At 71.9% G+C, this 17,468-nt stretch carries 16 protein-coding genes and 1 tRNA gene; 4 read left to right on the forward strand and 13 right to left on the reverse strand.

What is annotated here, in order from left to right; translation table 11 throughout:
• The first annotated feature begins 235 nt into the window (after positions 1 to 235).
• Positions 236 to 3,748 (forward strand): S41 family peptidase, encoded by a 3,513-nt coding sequence (locus tag ACFYW9_RS09165; RefSeq protein ID WP_389146793.1) that lies wholly within the window; start codon positions 236 to 238, stop codon positions 3,746 to 3,748.
• 159 nt (positions 3,749 to 3,907) lie between these two features.
• On the opposite strand, the gene ACFYW9_RS09170 is transcribed toward ACFYW9_RS09165, so the two are convergent.
• From ACFYW9_RS09170 to ACFYW9_RS09185, 4 genes are all read right to left on the reverse strand, one after another.
• Positions 3,908 to 4,117 carry a hypothetical protein gene (locus tag ACFYW9_RS09170; protein WP_351859779.1) on the reverse strand — a complete coding sequence of 70 codons (210 nt, stop codon included), beginning with the start codon at positions 4,115 to 4,117 and terminating at the stop codon, positions 3,908 to 3,910.
• 210 nt (positions 4,118 to 4,327) lie between these two features.
• Complete coding sequence (locus ACFYW9_RS09175) at positions 4,328 to 5,215, reverse strand: SDR family oxidoreductase (protein WP_389146797.1); 888 nt, start codon at positions 5,213 to 5,215, stop codon at positions 4,328 to 4,330.
• Positions 5,212 to 6,186, reverse strand: a complete 975-nt coding sequence (locus tag ACFYW9_RS09180; protein WP_389146800.1) for an alpha/beta fold hydrolase — start codon at positions 6,184 to 6,186, stop codon at positions 5,212 to 5,214. The genes ACFYW9_RS09175 and ACFYW9_RS09180 overlap by 4 nt, the downstream gene beginning before the upstream one ends.
• Positions 6,183 to 7,739: a flavin-containing monooxygenase gene (locus tag ACFYW9_RS09185; protein ID WP_389146803.1), complete on the reverse strand. Its 1,557-nt coding sequence runs from the start codon at positions 7,737 to 7,739 to the stop codon at positions 6,183 to 6,185. The genes ACFYW9_RS09180 and ACFYW9_RS09185 overlap by 4 nt, the downstream gene beginning before the upstream one ends.
• A gap of 305 nt (positions 7,740 to 8,044) precedes the next feature.
• Here ACFYW9_RS09185 and ACFYW9_RS09190 point away from each other — a divergent pair, with 305 nt between their 5' ends.
• Positions 8,045 to 8,728, forward strand: coding sequence for a MerR family transcriptional regulator (locus tag ACFYW9_RS09190; RefSeq protein WP_389147589.1), 684 nt, complete (start codon positions 8,045 to 8,047; stop codon positions 8,726 to 8,728).
• On the opposite strand, the gene ACFYW9_RS09195 is transcribed toward ACFYW9_RS09190, so the two are convergent.
• Positions 8,716 to 9,519: an exodeoxyribonuclease III gene (locus ACFYW9_RS09195; protein WP_351859787.1), complete on the reverse strand. Its 804-nt coding sequence runs from the start codon at positions 9,517 to 9,519 to the stop codon at positions 8,716 to 8,718. The two genes, ACFYW9_RS09190 and ACFYW9_RS09195, sit on opposite strands and share 13 nt — an antisense overlap.
• A 191-nt stretch (positions 9,520 to 9,710) precedes the next feature.
• Between ACFYW9_RS09195 and ACFYW9_RS09200 the strand changes: the two genes are divergently transcribed.
• Positions 9,711 to 10,187, forward strand: coding sequence for a GNAT family N-acetyltransferase (locus tag ACFYW9_RS09200; protein WP_389146807.1), 477 nt, complete (start codon positions 9,711 to 9,713; stop codon positions 10,185 to 10,187).
• Positions 10,188 to 10,304: 117 nt separating this feature from the next.
• Here ACFYW9_RS09200 and ACFYW9_RS09205 read toward each other — a convergent pair whose 3' ends face one another.
• The 8 genes from ACFYW9_RS09205 to galU form a co-directional block, all read right to left on the reverse strand.
• Complete coding sequence (locus ACFYW9_RS09205; RefSeq protein ID WP_389146810.1) at positions 10,305 to 10,706, reverse strand: hypothetical protein; 402 nt, start codon at positions 10,704 to 10,706, stop codon at positions 10,305 to 10,307.
• 216 nt (positions 10,707 to 10,922) lie between these two features.
• A tRNA-Ala gene (locus tag ACFYW9_RS09210) sits at positions 10,923 to 10,996 on the reverse strand.
• A 97-nt stretch (positions 10,997 to 11,093) separates the two neighbouring features.
• Entirely contained in the window at positions 11,094 to 12,365 is a 1,272-nt protein-coding gene (glpR, locus tag ACFYW9_RS09215; protein WP_351859792.1) for a gephyrin-like molybdotransferase receptor GlpR, read from the reverse strand.
• Between the two features lie 173 nt (positions 12,366 to 12,538).
• Entirely contained in the window at positions 12,539 to 13,198 is a 660-nt protein-coding gene (locus ACFYW9_RS09220) for a GNAT family N-acetyltransferase (protein WP_389146814.1), read from the reverse strand.
• A 26-nt stretch (positions 13,199 to 13,224) separates the two neighbouring features.
• On the reverse strand, positions 13,225 to 13,761 hold the full coding sequence (locus tag ACFYW9_RS09225) for a molybdenum cofactor biosynthesis protein B (RefSeq protein ID WP_389146817.1): 537 nt from the start codon (positions 13,759 to 13,761) through the stop codon (positions 13,225 to 13,227).
• Positions 13,758 to 14,270 (reverse strand): cyclic pyranopterin monophosphate synthase MoaC, encoded by a 513-nt coding sequence (moaC, locus tag ACFYW9_RS09230; RefSeq protein WP_351859796.1) that lies wholly within the window; start codon positions 14,268 to 14,270, stop codon positions 13,758 to 13,760. The genes ACFYW9_RS09225 and moaC overlap by 4 nt, the downstream gene beginning before the upstream one ends.
• A 174-nt stretch (positions 14,271 to 14,444) precedes the next feature.
• Positions 14,445 to 15,767, reverse strand: coding sequence for a gephyrin-like molybdotransferase Glp (gene glp, locus ACFYW9_RS09235; RefSeq protein WP_329300188.1), 1,323 nt, complete (start codon positions 15,765 to 15,767; stop codon positions 14,445 to 14,447).
• A 4-nt stretch (positions 15,768 to 15,771) separates the two neighbouring features.
• The gene (gene galU, locus ACFYW9_RS09240; RefSeq protein ID WP_326787229.1) at positions 15,772 to 16,674 is read right to left on the reverse strand and encodes a UTP--glucose-1-phosphate uridylyltransferase GalU; all 903 of its coding nucleotides are present in this window, start codon (positions 16,672 to 16,674) and stop codon (positions 15,772 to 15,774) included.
• 133 nt (positions 16,675 to 16,807) lie between these two features.
• Here galU and ACFYW9_RS09245 point away from each other — a divergent pair, with 133 nt between their 5' ends.
• The gene (locus ACFYW9_RS09245; protein ID WP_389146824.1) at positions 16,808 to 17,383 is read left to right on the forward strand and encodes a 5-formyltetrahydrofolate cyclo-ligase; all 576 of its coding nucleotides are present in this window, start codon (positions 16,808 to 16,810) and stop codon (positions 17,381 to 17,383) included.
• Positions 17,384 to 17,468 lie beyond the last annotated feature (85 nt).

Consider the following 17,468-nt stretch of genomic DNA (forward strand, 5'->3'; position numbering starts at 1 on the left):
GGGTTACGTCCGGGGGCGGGTTACACCCGGGGACGGTGCGGGGCGGGAGCCGGTGCTGGAGGGAGCCGGTGCGGGCGGGAGCCGTGCGGGGTCCGAGCCGGTGCGGGGCGCGGGCGCGTGCGCTTCCGAACGCGCCCCATGCACACCTCACGTATCCCCGCCCGCGCCCACGTCCCACAACGCGCCCCCGGCGCCACGAGTTGCCGGGGTCACTCCAGCGGAAAAGCATGGGGAGGTGAGCCACGAGTACGAGAACGCGACCACGGACGAGAACTCCCCCGGCTATCTGCGTTTCCCGCATCTGAACGGCGACCGGCTGTGCTTCGTCACCGAGGACGACCTGTGGCTGGCCCCGCTCGACGGCCGCGGGCGCGCCTGGCGGCTCACCGTCGACCGCACCAAGGTCGGCCACCCCCGCTTCTCCCCCGACGGCCGGCGGATCGCGTACACGAGCTGGCGGAGCCTCGTCCCGGAGATCCACCTGGCGCCGGTGGACGGCGGACCGGGCCACCGGCTCACCTACTGGGGCAACGCCGACACCCAGGTGTGCGGCTGGACCCCCGAAGGCGACATCCTCGCCGTCGCCTCGCACGGCCAGCCCTTCTCCTACTTCACCTGGGCCTACTCCGTCCCCACCGACGGCGACCCCGGCCGCAAACAGCCCTGGGGCCCGGTCTCGGACATCGGCGTCGCCGACATCGGGGGCGAGCGCAAGACCCTGCTGCTCACCGGCACCCCACCGCACGAACCGGCCGCCTGGAAGCGCTACCGGGGCGGGGCCATGGGCCGTATCTGGCTGCACGGCCGGCAACTGGTCGCCGAGCTGGGCGGCCATCTCGCCTGCCCGATGTTCGTCGACGGGCGGATCGCCTTCCTCTCCGACCACGAGGGCATCGGCAACCTCTACTCGTGCTCGTACGAGGGCTCCGACCTGCGCCGGCACACCGACCACGACGCCTTCTACGCCCGGCACGCCTCCTCGGACGGCACCCGGGTCGTCTACCAGTGCGCCGGCGATCTGTGGATCGTCGACAACCTGTCCCCCGAGTCGGTTCCGCGCCGCCTCGACGTCCTGCTGGGCGGTCCGCGCGCGGGACGGCGTACGTACCCGGTGCCCGCCGCCCAGCACGTGGACAGCATCTCCGTGGACGAGACGGGCCGGGCCTCCGCCGTCGTCGTACGCGGCAGCCTGTACTGGCTCACCCATCGCGACGGTCCCGCGCGCACCATCGCGGACACCCCGGGCGTACGGGTCCGGCTTCCGGAGATGCTCGGCTCGGGCGGCCAGGTCGCCTATGTCACCGACGCGGAGGGCGAGGACGCCGTCGAGATCGCCTACCTGCCGCGCGCGACCGGCGCCCGCGAGCCGCGCCGCCTCGCCTCCGGCCGGCTGGGCCGCGTCCAGGAGCTGGTGTCGGACCCACAGGGCGACCGTCTCGCCATCGCCTCGAACGACGGACGACTGCTCCTGCTCGACGCCACGGAGGAACCCGGCGAGGCCGCCGAACTCGGCGGCCTCGGTGAGCTCGGTGAATCGGACGACTCCGGGGACTCCGGGGACTCCGGGGACTCGGCGAAGTCCGGGGACTCCGGGAAGTCCGGGAAGTCCAAGAAATCCAGAAAGTCTGGGAAGTCCGGGAAGAGCGACGAGGCCGAAGAGGCGGGGGCGGAGCCCGGAGCAGCGGCGGAATCCGGAGCGGGGACCGGGTCCGGGGACGGTCCGGGTGCGGGGTCCGGCGAGGTCACCGAGCTCATCCGGTCCATCAACGGACCGGTGACGGACCTCGCCTTCTCGCCGGACGGCGCCTGGCTGACCTGGTCGCACCCCGGGATCGGGCGCTCCCTGCGGCAGATCAAGATGGCGCGCATAAAGGACCGTCTGATCGTCGACGTGACCAACGGCCGCTTCGAGGACGAGAATCCGGTGTTCACGCGGGACGGCCGCTATCTCGCCTTCCTGTCCTGGCGCGGCTTCGACCCCGTGTACGACGTGCACACCGGGGACCTGTCCTTCCCCCTCGGCTGCCGCCCCTACCTCGTCCCCCTGTCCTCCGCCACCCCTTCCCCGTTCGCGCTGAACCCGGACGGACGGCCGGTCGCCGGAGGTCTCGACCCGGTCGAGGACGGGTCCGGCGACGGCGCCGCGACGACCGTCGAACTCGAAGGCCTGGAGAGCCGGGTGACGCCCTTCCCGGTCACCGCCTCCAAGTACTCGGCGCTGTGCCCGGTCTCGGGCGGCGGTCTGGTCTGGCTGCGCTGGCCGATCTCCGGCGCGCTGGGCGAGACGTTCGCCAACCCGGACGACACGACCGGCCGCCCGACCCTGGAGTTCTTCAACATCACCAAGGCGAAAAAGTCCGAACTCGTCGACCATCTGGACTGGTTCGCCGTGAGCGGCGACGGTTCCCGGCTGGTCGTCGTCGACGAGGGCGACCTGCGCGCCGTCCCCGCCACCGAGTCCGGCGACAGCGACTCCACCGTCTGGATCGATCTGCGCCGCATCCTGCACGAGGTGGACCCGTGCGCCGAGTGGCGCCAGGCGTACGCGGAGGCCGGCCGCATCATCCGCGCCTACTACTGGGACCCGGACATGTGCGGCATCGACTGGAACGCGGTCCTGGAGCAGTACCGCCCCCTGGTCGAACGGGTCTCGTCCCCGGACGAGTTCGCGGACCTGCTGCGCGAGGTGCTCGGCGAACTGGCCACCTCGCACGCTTACGTGAGCCCCGCGCGCCGCAACGAGGGCCCGCCCCACTACCAGCGCTGGCAGGGCCTGCTGGGCGCCAACCTCGTCTGCCGTGACGGCCATTGGATGCTCAAGCGCATCCTGCCCGGCGACTCGTCCGACTCCAAGGCGCGTTCACCGCTGGCCGGCACCGGCATCCGCGAGGGCGCGGTTCTCACCCACGTCGACGGGCGTCCGGTGAACCCGGTCACCGGACCGTATCCGCTGCTCGCGGGCGCGGGCGGCACGACGGTGGAGCTGACCTTCACCCCGGCCGAGGGCGAGGGCCGCCCGCGCCGGGTGGCCGTGGTCCCGCTGATCGACGAACGCCCCCTGCGCTACCAGGACTGGGTGGCCAAACGCCGCCAGGTGGTGCGGGAGTTGAGCGGCGGGCACTGCGGCTATCTGCACATCCCGGACATGGGCGGCTCGGGCTGGGCCCAGTTCAACCGCGACCTGCGGATGGAGGTCTCGCGCCCGGCCCTCATCGTCGACGTGCGGGGCAACGCGGGCGGCCACATCAGCGAACTCGTGGTCGAGAAACTGACGCGCACGATCCTCGGCTGGGACCTCACCCGTGACGCCCAGCCGGTGTCGTACGCCTCCAACGCCCCGCGCGGCCCGGTGGTGGCCCTGGCCGACGAAGCGACGTCGTCCGACGGCGACATGATCACCGCCGCCTTCAAACTGCTGAAGCTGGGCCCGGTCGTGGGGCAGCGCACCTGGGGCGGCGTCGTCGGCATGACCGGCCGCCACCGTCTCGGCGACGGCACGGTCATCACGGTGCCGATGAACGCCGCCTGGTTCGACGCGTACGGCTGGTCCGTCGAGAACCACGGCGTCGCACCGGACCTGGAGATCCTGCGCACCCCGCTCGACTGGGCGGAGGGGCGCCACGCCCAGCTGGACGACGCCATCCAGCTCTCCCTCGACCTGCTGCGCGCCCACCCCCCGGCCTCCCCGCCGGACCACTCGGACGTGCCCGACAGAAGAAGGCCGAAGCTCCCCCCGCGACCGGAGTGACCGGCCGAGACCGGACCGGCCGAGCCGACCGAGCCGACCGGACCGACCGAGCCGACCGGACCGACGAGACCGACCGGCCTCGCAAGACCGGAAACGAGCACAAGAAGGGGGCGCCCTCCGGGAAGAGGGCGCCCCGTTCAGGCCGAGCGGGCCTTTCGATCAGACGTCGTAGTCCTGGTCGAAGCGGTCCTGAGCCTCCCGCTGAGCTCGCTCCGCGTCCGGCCTCGCGCCGTCACGAGCCGGGGCACCGTCGCGGCCGGCCGGGGCACGGCGGCTCGCCTCGTCCTGCCGGCCCTCGGGGCGCGTCTTCTTCTTGCCCTGCTGCTTCATCCGCTCGGCCTTGTCCTTGAACTGGTCCTGCATGCTCATGAGATTCACTCCTGTTGCGGGTGAGGGATTCGGCCCTCGACCCCCCTTGTGAGCGGGGAGGTCCGGGCCTCGACCAGACTGACACGCAGGAACAGAGCACGCATTTCGATCAGTCACTCACCGTGAGACACGCCGGTGGGACACACTCCGGAGGCGTCCCGGAGGCGTCCCGAGGACACCCCGGATCCCCTCGAGGCGCCCCCAGCCGGCTTACGGAGCCGTCGACTTCCGCTCCTCCTCGTCGGCCGCTCCACCGGCACCGACCAGCCCGGTCCGCACACCGCCGAGGCGCGGTTCGAACCGCCGCATCTCGCGCTGCCCGACCGATCCGATGACGCCGGGCAGGTACCCCCGGATCCCCTGCATCCCGCGCAGCCACCACTGCGCGTACACATGACTGGAGCGGCGCTCGATCCCGGCCACGATCCGCTCGACGGCCGGACCCAGCGGATAGGTCTTGTTGGACGGCCACGGCAGCCGCTGCCTCAACTCCCGCATCACCTCGTCCTGATCGGCTCCGCGCACCATGTCGGTGTCGGTCCAGGACAGGTACCCGACGCCGACGCGAACGCCCTTGTGGCCGACCTCGGCGCGCAGACTGTGCGCGTACGCCTCCACACCGGACTTGGATGCGCAGTAGGCCGACATCATCGGGGCGGGAGTCATCGCGGCCAGCGACGCGATCTGGAGCAGATAGCCCCGGCTCTTCATCAGCGCCGGCAGGAACGCCCTTGCGGTGACCGCCGATCCGATGAGGTTCACCTCGATCACCCGCCGCCAGGCGACGGGGTCGGAGTCCACGAAGGGGCCTCCGCTCGCGACACCGGCGTTCGCGACGACGATGTCCACCTTCCCGAACCGCTGCTCGACCTCCTGGGCGACCCGCGCCATCGCCTCGTGGTCGGTGACGTCGGCGTACCAGTGGTCGCTCTCGCCGGTCAGCCGCTCGGAGACCCGCTTCAGCTCGTCCGCCTCCAGTCCGACCAGCGCGACCTTCGCCCCGCGCGCGGAGAGCTTGCGGGCGAGGAGTTCGCCGACACCGCGTGCGGCCCCCGTGACGACGGCGACCTGCCCTTCCAGGCCGACCCTGCTGCTCATGCGCCCTCCTTGATCTCCGCGGTCCCCGCGGTCCCCGCGGTCCCCGTGATCTCCGTGATCTCCACGGCGTGCGTGGCGTGCGTGGCGACGAGTTCCCTGATGCGGGCCGTCACCAGTTCCGGCGCCTCCACCGGAGTCATGTGCCCGAGGCCCGGCAGCTCGGTGCTGCCGACACAGTTCGGCAGCGCCGCCACGAGGGCACGTGCGTGCACGACCGGTGTCAGCCGGTCCACGCTGCCCGCGATCACCGCCGTCGGCACCTTCAACTCCCGTACCCCCGCTTCGAGATCGAGGGTGGCGAGCACGGCCGACCACGCGTGGCGCACGGCGCGCGGACAGGCGTGCACGATCCGCGCGCACGCCTCCACCATGAGGGGAGACGAACCGGGGCCCATGGTCGCGTACTTGAGGATCCGCCTGGCGACCGGCGTGACGGGCCCGAGCGGCGCGCGCGAGCCGAGCACCGCCCCGGTGAGACGCGTCCGGAGCCGTCCGGCGCGCCACGGCAGCACACGCGCCTCCTCGACCAGCCGCGTGCTCCCCGTGCTGCACAGCAGCGCCGCCGCCGCGTGCTCCTGGAACCGCGGCCGCGCCGAGGCCGCCATCAGCGTCATCCCGCCCATGGAGTGGCCCGCGAGCACGGCCTTCTCGCCCGGTGCGAGGGTGGCCGCGAGCACCGCCTCCAGGTCGTCGGCGAGCGCCTCGGTGCTGCACGCGTCGCTCGCGGGACTGCGTCCGTGCCCACGCTGGTCGTACGCGATGACCTTGTGGTCGGCGGAGAGGTCCCGGATCTGGGCCGCCCAGAAGGCGGTCGAACAGGTCCAGCCGTGGGCGAGGACGACGGCGGGCGCGTCCTCGGGGCCGTGCACCTCGACGTGCAGTCGCGCGCCGTCCGCGGAGTGCGCGATCAGTTCCCGCGCCGGCACGGGAGGCGCGTACACCCCGTGTGCCTCGTGCGTCGGTCGGCTCACGCTCCTGCCTCCACCTTCTTCTTGCGGGTGCTCTTCGTACGCGGTTCGGGCGCGGCCTCCGGCGCTTCTCCCGGTACGGGCCGCGCCGCGCGCAGCACGTCGTACTCCCCCAGGTCGACGCGGCGCGTGGCGCCCCGGAACTCGGTCGTCGTACCGGGCCACACGGTCGTGTTGACGCCGTTGGCGTCGAGGTACCAGCTGGTGCAGCCGCCGGTGTTCCACACCGTGCGCTTCATGCGTTCCTGGACCTTGTGGTTCCAGGCGTCCACGGCGGCGGGACGGGCGTCGAGCGCCACGCGTCCCCCGAGGACGTCCAGTTGCCGTACGAAGTCCGCCATGTAGTTGAGCTGGGACTCGATCATCAGGATCATCGAGGAGTTCCCGAGCCCGGTGTTCGGTCCGATGATCGTCATCCAGTTGGGGAAGCCGGCCGCGGTGGCGCCGCGCAGCGACTTCATGCCGGTCTCCCACGCCTGTGCGAGCGTCCTGCCGTCCGCCCCGACGACCCGCTCGGCGATCGGCATGTCGGTGACGTGGAAGCCGGTCCCGAACACGATCGCGTCGGCCTCGGCCCTGGTGCCGTCGGCGGCGACCAGGGTGGAGCCGTCGATCTCGGCGAGCCCGGAGGCCACGACGTCCACGTTCGGCCGCGTGAGCGCCGGGTAGTAGGCGTTCGACAGCAGGATGCGCTTGCAGCCGATCCGGTAGTCGGGCGTCAGCTTCTTCCGCAGCGCCGGATCCTTCACGGCGCGCGCGATGTTCCGCTTGGCCAGCCGCTCGACCACGCCCAGCTGATGGGGCCGCTTGGTGAACGCCTGCACCTGGAGTTCCCGGATGCCCCAGAGCAGTCCGCGCCTGCCCTTTGTCGTGAACGGCACCTGGCGGTGCAACCACCGCTCCACGCCGCTGATGGCCCGGTCGACCCGCGGCATCACCCACGGCGGGGTGCGCTGGAAGAGGGTCAGCCGGGCGACGTCCTGCTGGATCGCCGGGACGATCTGGATGGCCGAGGCGCCGGTGCCGACCATGGCCACCCGCTTGCCGCGCAGGTCGTAGTCGTGGTCCCAGCGGGCGGAGTGGAACACCTTGCCGGTGAACGTGTCGATCCCCGGGATCCGCGGGATCTTGGGGTCGGAGAGCGGCCCGGTCGCGGACACCACCACGTCCGCCGTCAGGAACCCGCCGCTCGTCTCGATCCCCCAGCGCAGCTTCTCCGCGTCCCAGGTCATCCTGGTGACCTCGGTGTCGAACCGCAGATGCGGCCGCAGCCGGAAGACGTCCGTCACGTGCTCCAGGTACGCGCGGATGTGCTCCTGCCCGGAGAAGGTGCGCGGCCATTCGGGGTTGGGCGCGAACGAGAACGAGTACAGGTGCGACGGGACGTCACAGGCGCACCCGGGATAGCTGTTGTCGCGCCAGGTGCCGCCCACGCTGCCGGCCCGCTCCAGGACCACGAAGTCGGTGATCCCTTCGCGCCGCAGCCGCACGGCGGCGCCCAGCCCCCCGAACCCGGACCCGATCACCGCCACCCGTACATGCTCGTGCTCGGTCATCCCGACGCCTCCCTAGCCCGCACGACCCTGCCAGTGAACACTGGCACAATCGGGAGGGTAGAGCAGCTTCGTACTCATGGGTAGGGGTCGCGAGCGGGAAAGTTACCCGGGGTACGACGTAGGGTGCGGACGTGGCCGAGGGATCAGGAAAGCGCGGCGCGGAGACGCGGGCAGGGGGCACGGCGACGCGGAGGTCCGGCGGACGCCGGACGGATGCGCCGAAGCGCGGAGCGTCGGCCCCGGACCCCGGGCCGCTCACCGGCACCGCCCGCTCGACGCCGGAGTCCGGCCGTCGCGAGTACCGCATGGAGGAACTGGCCGAGGAGGCCGGCATCACCGTGCGCACGCTGCGCTTCTACCGGGAGCGCAAGCTCATACCGCCGCCCCGGCGCGAGGGCCGCATCGCCTGGTACGACGACACCCACCTGGCCCGTCTGCGCACCATCTCGGCGCTGCTGGAACGCGGCCACACCCTGAACGGCATCGCGGAACTGGCCGAGGCCTTCGACCACGGCCGCGACGTCGGCGAACTGCTCGGCCTCGGCGAGCCCACCGAGGAGACCCCGGTCCGCCTCTCCCCCGAGGAACTGGCCGACGTCTTCGCGGGCCAGGCGACCGGGGAGAACCTCGCCGCGGCGCTCGACCTCGGCTACCTCGGCACGGACGGCGGCGAGATCGTGCACATCAGCCGCCGCCTGCTCGACGTCTCGGCCGCCCTGGTCCGCGAGGGCATCCCGCTCGCGGACGTCCTGACGGCCGCCCGCCGCGTACGGGAGCACACCGAGGCACTGGCCGAACTCTTCACCACCCTGGTCCTCACCGAGGACCGCACCCCCGACGACCTCCAGCGCCTGCGCCCCCTGGCGAAGAGCGTGGTGGAGGCGGAACTGTCGATGGCGATGGACCGCCGGCTACGGGAGCACCGGGACCCGCGGGAGGGCCGGGACACCGGGCCCCAGGGGCGCGGCGAGGCCGCTCAGAGCTCGTAGACCACCGTGACCGGGGCGTGGTCGGACCAGCGCTCCCCATGGGTCGCCGCGCGCTCCACGAACCCCTTGACCGCCTTGCCCGCGAGCCCCGGCGTGGCGGCCTGAAGGTCGATCCTCCACCCTGAATCGTTGTCGAAGGCCCGCCCCCGGTAAGACCACCAGGTGTACGGACCCTCGGCGTCCGGGTGCAGTGCGCGTACGACGTCGACGTACCCGCCGTCCTCCGGGTCCAGGACCCGGCCGAGCCACTCCCGCTCCTCGGGCAGGAAGCCGGAGTTCTTCTTGTTGGCGCGCCAGTTCTTGAGGTCGGCCTCCTGGTGGGCGATGTTCCAGTCGCCGCAGACGACGACCTCGCGCCCGTCGGCGGCGGCCCGCACCCGAAGCTCCTTCAGGTGGGCCAGGAACTCGCCCATGAAGCGGACCTTCTCCTCCTGCCGCTCCGTCCCGACCTCGCCCGAGGGCAGATAGAGGCTCGCGACGGTGACACCGGGCAGGTCCGCCTCGACGTACCGCCCGGTGGAGTCGAACTCCTCGGACCCGAAGCCGATCCGGACGCGGTCGGGCTCACGGCGTGTGTAGAGGGACACACCGGCTCGGCCCTTGGCGGCGGCGGGGGCGTGCACGACGTGCCATCCCCCGGGCGCGCGCACCTCCTCGGGAAGCTGCCCGGGCTCGGCCCGCACCTCCTGGAGGCACAGCACGTCCGCGGAGGTCTCCGCGAGCCACTCCACGAAACCCTTCTTCGCGGCGGCCCGGAGCCCGTTCACATTCACAGAGGTCACCGTTAGCAAAGCACTCGCCCTTCGGGCACATGGACGGAGGTCACAGTCAGCACCCGGGCACGATACTTAATCGGTGCGTTCGACCAGAACTCGATCTACATCCGTGCGGCCGGCCGGAACTCGACCGGCGAGAACGGCACGACCGGCCGGACCCGCACCCCCCACCCATTCACCTATCGCATAGACGTACGGTATTACGCATGAATTTCCGTCAGGTCCCCTTCGACCATCCCGACGCCGTGAAGCTCAACGACCAGGTTCAGGCCGAATACGCCGTGCGCTACGGCGACGGCGGCGACGCCACGCATCTGGACGCGCGGATGTTCGCCCCGCCGTTCGGCCTCTATCTGATCGCTTACGACGAGCGGGACCGCCCGGTGGCCACGGGCGGCTGGCGCACCCAGGACGAGAACGACGAGGGCTACGCGGACGGGGACGCCGAGCTCAAGCGCATGTACGTGATCCCCGAGGCCCGCGGTCTCGGCCTCGCCCGGCGCATGCTGGCCGCCCTGGAGGAGGACGCCCGCGCGGCCGGCCGCACCCGCATGGTCCTGGAGACCGGCTCCAAGCAGCCCGAGGCGGTCGCCCTGTACGCGTCGAGCGGCTACGAACCGTGCGCCAAGTTCGGCTACTACCGCTTCCACGAACTGAGCCTCTGCTACGCCAAGGCCCTCTAGTGCCGCGGCACTAGCCTCCCGGCGGCCATCGGGGCGGGCCTTCACCCGGCGCTGGCGGAAGCGACCGCCGCGCCGCTCCCGCCGGGCGGGTCCGTCGCGGTCACCGGTGCCGCGGGATCAGCCGAACACGATCCCGGAGAGCAGCGTGCCGATGGACGCCAGCGTGAGGCCCAGCGGTATCAGGCTCACCCGGATTCCCGCGCCGAGGCTCTTGCTCCTCGCCCGCCACCACGGCACCCCCAGGGAGAGCACCGCCAGCAGAAGCAGCACCAGGCTCGCGCCGATGGCGGCCTCCGTGCGTCCGCAGGGACTGGCGGCGCCGCACGAGTCCAACGCCATGGGGGACATCAGCAGCAGGAAAGCGGCGACGAGTTGGACGGGGAGCGCCACCAGCACCCCGGCCAGCGGGGCGATCCACCACTTCCGCCGGGGCCGCGCCGGGCCGGCGGAGAGGAACGCGGCCGCGGACGGCGAGGGGGAGGTCTGGGTGGGGACCTGCGGTCCGGCGGGCGTGATCATGGGCACAGTATGGCGCCCTCGTGAACGTCCGGTGAAGGCCGGTCCGTTCCGGCAGCCGCGTACGGCCATCGGCCCGGAAAGCGATGACCGAAAGGCCCGGAAGGCGAAGGCCCAAAAGCCTGGAGGACGAAGACCGGAAGCAGTCGCCGCGCCTCGCCGTTCCGCAACGCCAAAGAGCCCCAGCCGGATCTCTCCGACTGGGGCTCTGAGCTGCGGTGGACCTGTGGGGATTTGAACCCCAGACCCCCTCGATGCGAACGAGGTGCGCTACCAGACTGCGCCACAGGCCCTTGCAACGAGTGAAACTCTAGCATCCCGATCGAGGTGCTCGGTAATCCGTTCCTGCCTGGTCAGCCGGACCCCCGCGCACCCCCGCCGTCACACTCGTCACTCGTTGGCCGCGCGCGGCCGTTCGCCGTCCTCGTACTGGTCGAACAGCGGCGTCCGGCCGCGCTCGCGGGCGCGGCGCGCGGACGCCGCCCGCCGGGCGTCGCTGCGGCTGTCGTCCCCCGCCTCGGCGCCTTCCGATCCTTCGGAGAGGTCCTCGTCGGCCGGCTCCGCCTCGGGCGCGCTCGGCTCCACCGCGCTGGAGCGTGCGGAGCTCCACGCGTCCGGGGCGCCCAGGTCCACGCTGGACGTCGCTCGGGGCGCGACCGGCGCGGTCACATAGGTCGGCAGGGGAACCGGCACCGGGTCCCAGCTGTCCCCCTGGGCGGGCCCGCACTGCCGTTCGCGCTGCTGGTCGACCCACTCGGCGTGGTCGGTCTGCTCGACGAGGGCACGACGGTCGGCGGCGAGCGCCAGGAGACCGGGGTCGGTGTCGGGGGCGGAGCCCTCCTCCGGTTCGTCCGCCACCGGGTCGACGGACGCCCGGCGGCGGGGCTGCCGCTCCCTGAGCCGCTGCGCCGCGGCCTCGGCCCGGCGGCGGTCCATCGTGTAGGTGAAGCGCCGCCGCTCCTGGACGCGCAGGTGCACGATGTACGAGCTGAGGATCACGGCCGGCACGCCGGGCGCCCACAGGAAGGCGAGTCCGCCCACGGCCGCGACGACCGCGCCGAGGCTGAAGGCGAGGAACAGCATGACCGTCGTACGCCGCCGGCGTGCGAGGACCTTCGTACGCCGGGCCCGCGCCGCGGCCTCCGCCGAGACCGCCCGGCGGGCACCGGGCGTGGACGACCCGGCCTGCTGTGGCACGGACTTGGCCGGGGGTCTCTGCGCCGGCGCACCCGGCTGGTGCGGTACGGACCGGGCGGTGCCCGAGGTCTCGTACGCGCCGCTCTCCTTGCCGGGAGCGCGTGCGCCCGGCTCCCGCTCCGCCCGGGCCGGCTCCGGCACCTGTACTCGTTCCTGTACGTGCGGACGGTGCCGGTCCGTCGCCTGGGGCCGGGTCGGGGATACGGCGAAGGCCCGGACGTCCACCGAATCGGTGACGCCGTCCGGGTCGGCGCTGGGCTCCTCCTCCTCGGCGGAGCGTGCGCGCAGGTCCTTGGCGTATCGACGCTCCATGCCCGCCCGTCCGGACAGCAGCCGGATGGCGGTGCTGAAGCGTTCCGTCGGACGGGCTTCGTTCAGCTCGTCCTGCCTACGGAGCCACATCGGCACCAAGTAGGCGGCCCAGGCCCCGACAATGACTGCGTAGATGAGGCCGCTGCTGCTCACGCCTCACACGGTAGAGGGGTTTGTATGAGGCCATCTGCCAATTGCGCCGGTGTGTCGCACGATCCGGCTGATATTTCGAACTTTTTTTGTGACCGATGCGATCAACAGGCCGTCGCGAGCGTGAAATTAATGCCCTGACGCGATCACCTGCCGATCATTTTCGAACACCTATTTCATTTCCCGGGGTGTCCGGGCTTGCTCGGGTTCTGCGAGCCGGCCTGCTCCGATCCCACCTGCTCCGAACGGTTCCTCGCCGAACGCGTCCGCCGCCAGCGCCCGAGCAGCCCCTCGGGCACTTCCTCCGCGGTGAGGGCGAAGACGAGATGGTCACGCCAGGCGCCGTCGATGTGGAGATAGCGCGGGCGCAGCCCTTCCTCCCGGAATCCGAGTTTCTCCACGACCCTGCGGCTGGGTCCGTTCTCGGGGCGAATACAGACCTCGATGCGGTGCAGTCCGACGGTGCGGAAGCAGTGGTCGCTGACCAGAGCCACGGCCGTCGGCATCACCCCGCGGCCCGCCACCGACTGGTCCACCCAGTAGCCGATGTGTCCGGAGCACATCGAGCCCCAGGTGATCCCGGCCACGGTGAGCTGGCCGACCAGCCGTCCCTGGTACTCGATCACGAAGGGCAGCATCCGGCCCGCGTTGGCCTCGGCCCGCAGGTGGCGGACCATCTGCCGGTACGTCGGCCGGTGCGCGATCGGGCCGCTCGGCGTGGGGGGCGGGATCGTCGCCTCCCAGGGACGCAGCCAGTCGCGGTTGCGCCGGTTCACCTCGCGCCAGGCCCGCTGGTCGCGCAGCCTTATCGGCCGGAGGACGACATCGCCGTCCACCAGCTCGACCGGCCAGGATGTGCTGTTCAGCTCGCACCCCCGCTGCCGCTGGGTCTGTGGTCGCCGCCGCGGATCTGGTCGACGGCGTGGATCAGGAGGGGTTCCAGAACGGCCAGTCCGTCCCGCACCCCGCCGGTGGAGCCCGGCAGGTTGACGATCAGCGTCCCCCGGGCGACTCCGGCGAGCCCCCGCGAGAGCGCCGCCGTGGGCACCTTGTCCCTGCCGAACGCCCTGATGGCCTCGGCGATTCCAGGAATCTCGTGGTCGAGCACCCGCCGGGTCGCCTCGGGGGTGCGGTCGGTGGGCGAGATCCCCGTGCCGCCGGTGGTGACGATGACGTCGTAGCCCGCCTCGACTCCGCTGCGCAGCGCCTCCTCCACGGGGTCACCGTCGGGCACGACCCACGGCCCGTCGACCGCGAAGCCGCATTCCGCGAGGCCTCCGGCGACCAGGGGGCCGCCCTTGTCCTCGTAGACACCGGCGGCGGCACGGTTCGAGGCCGTGACGACCAGCGCGCTGTAGTCCGCCGGAAGGGCTCCGCCGATGACGCTCCCGCCGCTCATGCCCGGCTCCAGTCGCCCGATTTCCCGCCCGTCTTCTCTTCCACCCGTACGTCCGTGATGACCGCCCCCTTGTCGACAGCCTTGACCATGTCGATCACGGTGAGGGCCGCCACACTGACCGCGGTGAGGGCCTCCATCTCGACGCCCGTGCGGTCGGTCGTCTTCACGGTGGCGAGGATCTCGACGGCGTCGTCCGCGACCGACAGATCAATTTTGACACCGGACACCGACAACGGGTGGCACAGCGGGATCAGATCCGGTGTGCGCTTGGCTCCCATGATCCCGGCGATACGGGCGGTGGCGAGGGCGTCGCCCTTGGGGACCCCCTCCCCGCGCAGCAGCTCCACGACACGCGGTGAGACCAGGACCCGGCCGCTCGCGCGCGCGGTGCGTGCGGTCACGTCCTTGCCGGACACGTCGACCATACGGGCGGCGCCGGCCTCGTCGATGTGTGTCAGTCGGCTGTGCACAGGGGGTCCGGAGGTTTCCCCCCGGGACGGAACAGTCATGTGCGTGGGCGCTCCCGGTCGGGGCCCGTCGCGGTGCGGAGCGTGGGCCTGGTGTGCGCGACAGGTTACCGCCCGCCCCGTACACCGCCACGCCGCCCGTCAGGGGCCGTGCGCCCCCGGCGCGAGCCGGCGCCCCCGGTGGGGTTCGGGTGGGCGCCCGCTCCGTCCGGCCGCTCAGCCGAGGACTACGACCTCTACCTCGGCGCCGGGCTCGACCGAGGTGTCCTGCTCGGGGACGACGATCAGCGCGTCGGCGTGCGCGAGGGCGGCGACCAGGTGCGATCCGGCGCCGCCGACGGGCGTGACCGTGCCGTCCGCGTACGTACCCCGCAGGAACTGCCGCCGGCCCTTCGGCGAGGTCAGCGCCTTGTCCGCGGAGAGCTTCGCCCGGATCGTGGGCCGGTGGACGTCCGGCAGTCCCATCAGGGTGCGGATCGCGGGGCGCACGAAGAGCTCGAAGGAGACGTAGGACGAGACGGGGTTGCCGGGGAGCGCGAGCAGCGGGATGTGGTCGGGGCCGATGGACCCGAAGCCCTGGGGCTTGCCGGGCTGCATGGCGAGGGTGCGGAAGTCGATGCCGCCGCCCTCCTCGTCCTCGTCGCCGACCGAGGACAGCGCTTCCTTGACGACGTCGTAGGCGCCGACGCTCACCCCGCCGGTCGTGACCAGCAGGTCCGCGCGGACGAGTTGGTCCTCGACGGTCGAGCGCAGGGTCTCGGCGTCGTCGGCGACGGCGCCGACGCGGTAGGCGATGGCTCCGGCGTCGCGGGCGGCCGCGCACAGGGCGAAACTGTTCGAGTCGTAGATCTGGCCGGTGCCCAACTCCTCGTCGGGCTGGACGAGTTCGCTGCCGGTGGACAGGACGACCACGCGCGGGCGGGGGCGCACCCGCACGGTGCCGCGGCCGATCGCGGCGAGCAGGCCGATCTGCGGCGGACCGAGGACGGTGCCGGCTTCGAGGGCGCGGTCGCCCGCCTTCACGTCGCTGCCCTTGGCGCGGACGTGCGCGCGGGCCTCGGCCGGGCGGTGGACGTGGACCTGTCCGGAGGAACCCTCGGGGGACGTGCTGTGCGCGCGCATCCGGGAGACCGGTCCCTCGCCGAGGCCTCCGTCCGTCCACTCGACGGGGACGACCGCTTCGGCGCCGGGCGGAAGCGGGGCGCCGGTCATGATGCGGGCGGCCTGGCCGGGGCCCACGTAGGGCTGGTCGGCCTGGCCGGCCGCGACATCCCCGACGACCGTCAGGACCGCCGGGAATTCCTCGCTCGCGCCCGCCACATCCGCGACCCGGACCGCGTACCCGTCCATCGAGCTGTTGTCGAACGGCGGCAGGGAGACCGGCACCGTGACGTCCTCGAGCAGGACGCAGCCCTGGGCGTCGAGGAGTTGCAGCTCGATGGGTTCGAGGGGGCGGACGGTCGTGAGGATGTCCTCCAGGTGGTCGTCCACCGACCAGAGGTGTTCCTGGCCGGTGGTGCGGGTCGCGGCGCTGCTCAAATCCCTACATCTCCTCGGCTACGTAACTGCGAAGCCAGGTCCGGAAGTCCGGGCCCAGGTCCTCACGTTCGCATGCGAGTCTGACAATGGCACGCAGGTAGTCGCCGCGGTCCCCGGTGTCATAGCGGCGGCCCTTGAAGACGACGCCGTGCACGGGGCCGCCGACCTTCTCGTCCGCGGCGAGCTGCTGGAGGGCGTCGGTGAGCTGGATCTCGCCGCCGCGGCCCGGCTCGGTCTTGCGCAGTATGTCGAAGATGTGCGGGTCGAGGACGTAGCGTCCGATGACGGCGTAGGCGCTGGGCGCGTCCGCGGCGTCCGGCTTCTCGACCAGACCGGTCACCTTGACCAGGTCGCCCTCGTCGGTGGCCTCGACGGCGGCGCATCCGTAGAGGTGGATCTGCTCGGGCGCGACCTCCATGAGCGCGATCACGCTGCCGCCGTGCCGCTCCTGGACCTCGACCATGCGGGCCAGCAGGGGGTCGCGGGGGTCGATCAGGTCGTCGCCGAGGAGCACGGCGAAGGGCTCGCGGCCCACGTGCGGGGCCGCGCACAGGACGGCGTGGCCGAGGCCCCTGGGGTCGCCCTGGCGCACGTAGTGCATGGTCGCGAGGTCGCTCGACGCCTGGACCTTGGCGAGCCGGCTCGCGTCGCCCTTCTTCTGAAGGGCGGACTCCAGCTCGTAGTTGCGGTCGAAGTGGTCCTCGAGCGGGCGCTTGTTGCGGCCTGTGATCATCAGAACGTCGTCAAGACCCGCCGACACGGCCTCTTCGACCACGTACTGGATCGCCGGCTTGTCGACGACCGGCAGCATCTCCTTGGGAGTGGCCTTCGTGGCCGGCAGGAACCGGGTGCCGAGGCCTGCCGCGGGAATGACAGCCTTGGTGATCCTGGGGTGTGACTCAGTCATGTCCGCAACCATAACCGGTGGCTATGTGCAGAATCTGTGGCTCCGGTTAATTCACGATCATATGAACGGATTAAGAGAACTACAGGAGTCACCTGTGAGACACGTCGGACGCGAACCAGACCCTGCCAAACGAATGTTGCGGCGAGGACTCCTGTCGGTGAGAAATGGGTTGACGGCCGATGACGTGCGGGAAACCGCCGCCGCCCTCGCCGCCCGCGCCCTGGAACTGCCCGAACTGGCGCGGGCCGGCACGGTCGCCGCCTACGTGTCCGTGGGAAGCGAACCGGGCACCCTCGCCCTCCTGGACACGCTCCGCGCGCGCGGGGTGCGCGTCATCCTGCCGGTCCTGTTGCCGGACAACGACCTGGACTGGGGCGAGTACACCGGGACGGACTCCCTCGCGGAGGTCCGGCACGGCGGGAAGATGGCCCTCCTGGAGCCCGCGGGCGAGCGGCTGGGGCCGGCGGCCGTCCAGGACGCCGACGCCGTTCTGCTGCCCGGACTCGCCGTCGACGCCCGCGGGATGCGGCTGGGGCGCGGCGGAGGCTCGTACGACCGCGTGCTGGCCCGCCTGGAGCGCTCGGGCGCCGACCCGGCCCTGGTGGTGCTCCTGTACGACACCGAGGTGGTCGACCGGGTCCCCGAGGAGGCGCACGACCGGCCCGTCCACGCGGTGGTGACCCCCTCCGGAGTGCGCCGCTTCCGCTGACGGGACGCGGACGCGCGAGAACGGCGGACGGCGGACGCGAAGTGGCCCTCCACGCACGCGTGGAGGGCCGCTTTCGCCGGACACC

This window comes from Streptomyces sp. NPDC002698, assembly GCF_042888945.1.
In the GTDB taxonomy this organism is placed as follows: Bacteria; Actinomycetota; Actinomycetes; order Streptomycetales; family Streptomycetaceae; genus Streptomyces.

Coding starts and splice junctions, on each gene's coding strand:
- ACFYW9_RS09170 (WP_351859779.1), bottom strand. CDS start 4,117: ATGAGCATGCAGGACCAGTTCAAGGACAAGGCCGAGCGGATGAAGCAG.
- ACFYW9_RS09175 (WP_389146797.1), bottom strand. CDS start 5,215: ATGAGCAGCAGGGTCGGCCTGGAAGGGCAGGTCGCCGTCGTCACGGGG.
- ACFYW9_RS09185 (WP_389146803.1), bottom strand. CDS start 7,739: ATGACCGAGCACGAGCATGTACGGGTGGCGGTGATCGGGTCCGGGTTC.
- ACFYW9_RS09190 (WP_389147589.1), top strand. CDS start 8,045: ATGGAGGAACTGGCCGAGGAGGCCGGCATCACCGTGCGCACGCTGCGC.
- ACFYW9_RS09200 (WP_389146807.1), top strand. CDS start 9,711: ATGAATTTCCGTCAGGTCCCCTTCGACCATCCCGACGCCGTGAAGCTC.
- ACFYW9_RS09205 (WP_389146810.1), bottom strand. CDS start 10,706: ATGATCACGCCCGCCGGACCGCAGGTCCCCACCCAGACCTCCCCCTCG.
- ACFYW9_RS09225 (WP_389146817.1), bottom strand. CDS start 13,761: ATGAGCGGCGGGAGCGTCATCGGCGGAGCCCTTCCGGCGGACTACAGC.
- moaC (WP_351859796.1), bottom strand. CDS start 14,270: ATGACTGTTCCGTCCCGGGGGGAAACCTCCGGACCCCCTGTGCACAGC.
- galU (WP_326787229.1), bottom strand. CDS start 16,674: ATGACTGAGTCACACCCCAGGATCACCAAGGCTGTCATTCCCGCGGCA.
- ACFYW9_RS09245 (WP_389146824.1), top strand. CDS start 16,808: ATGTTGCGGCGAGGACTCCTGTCGGTGAGAAATGGGTTGACGGCCGAT.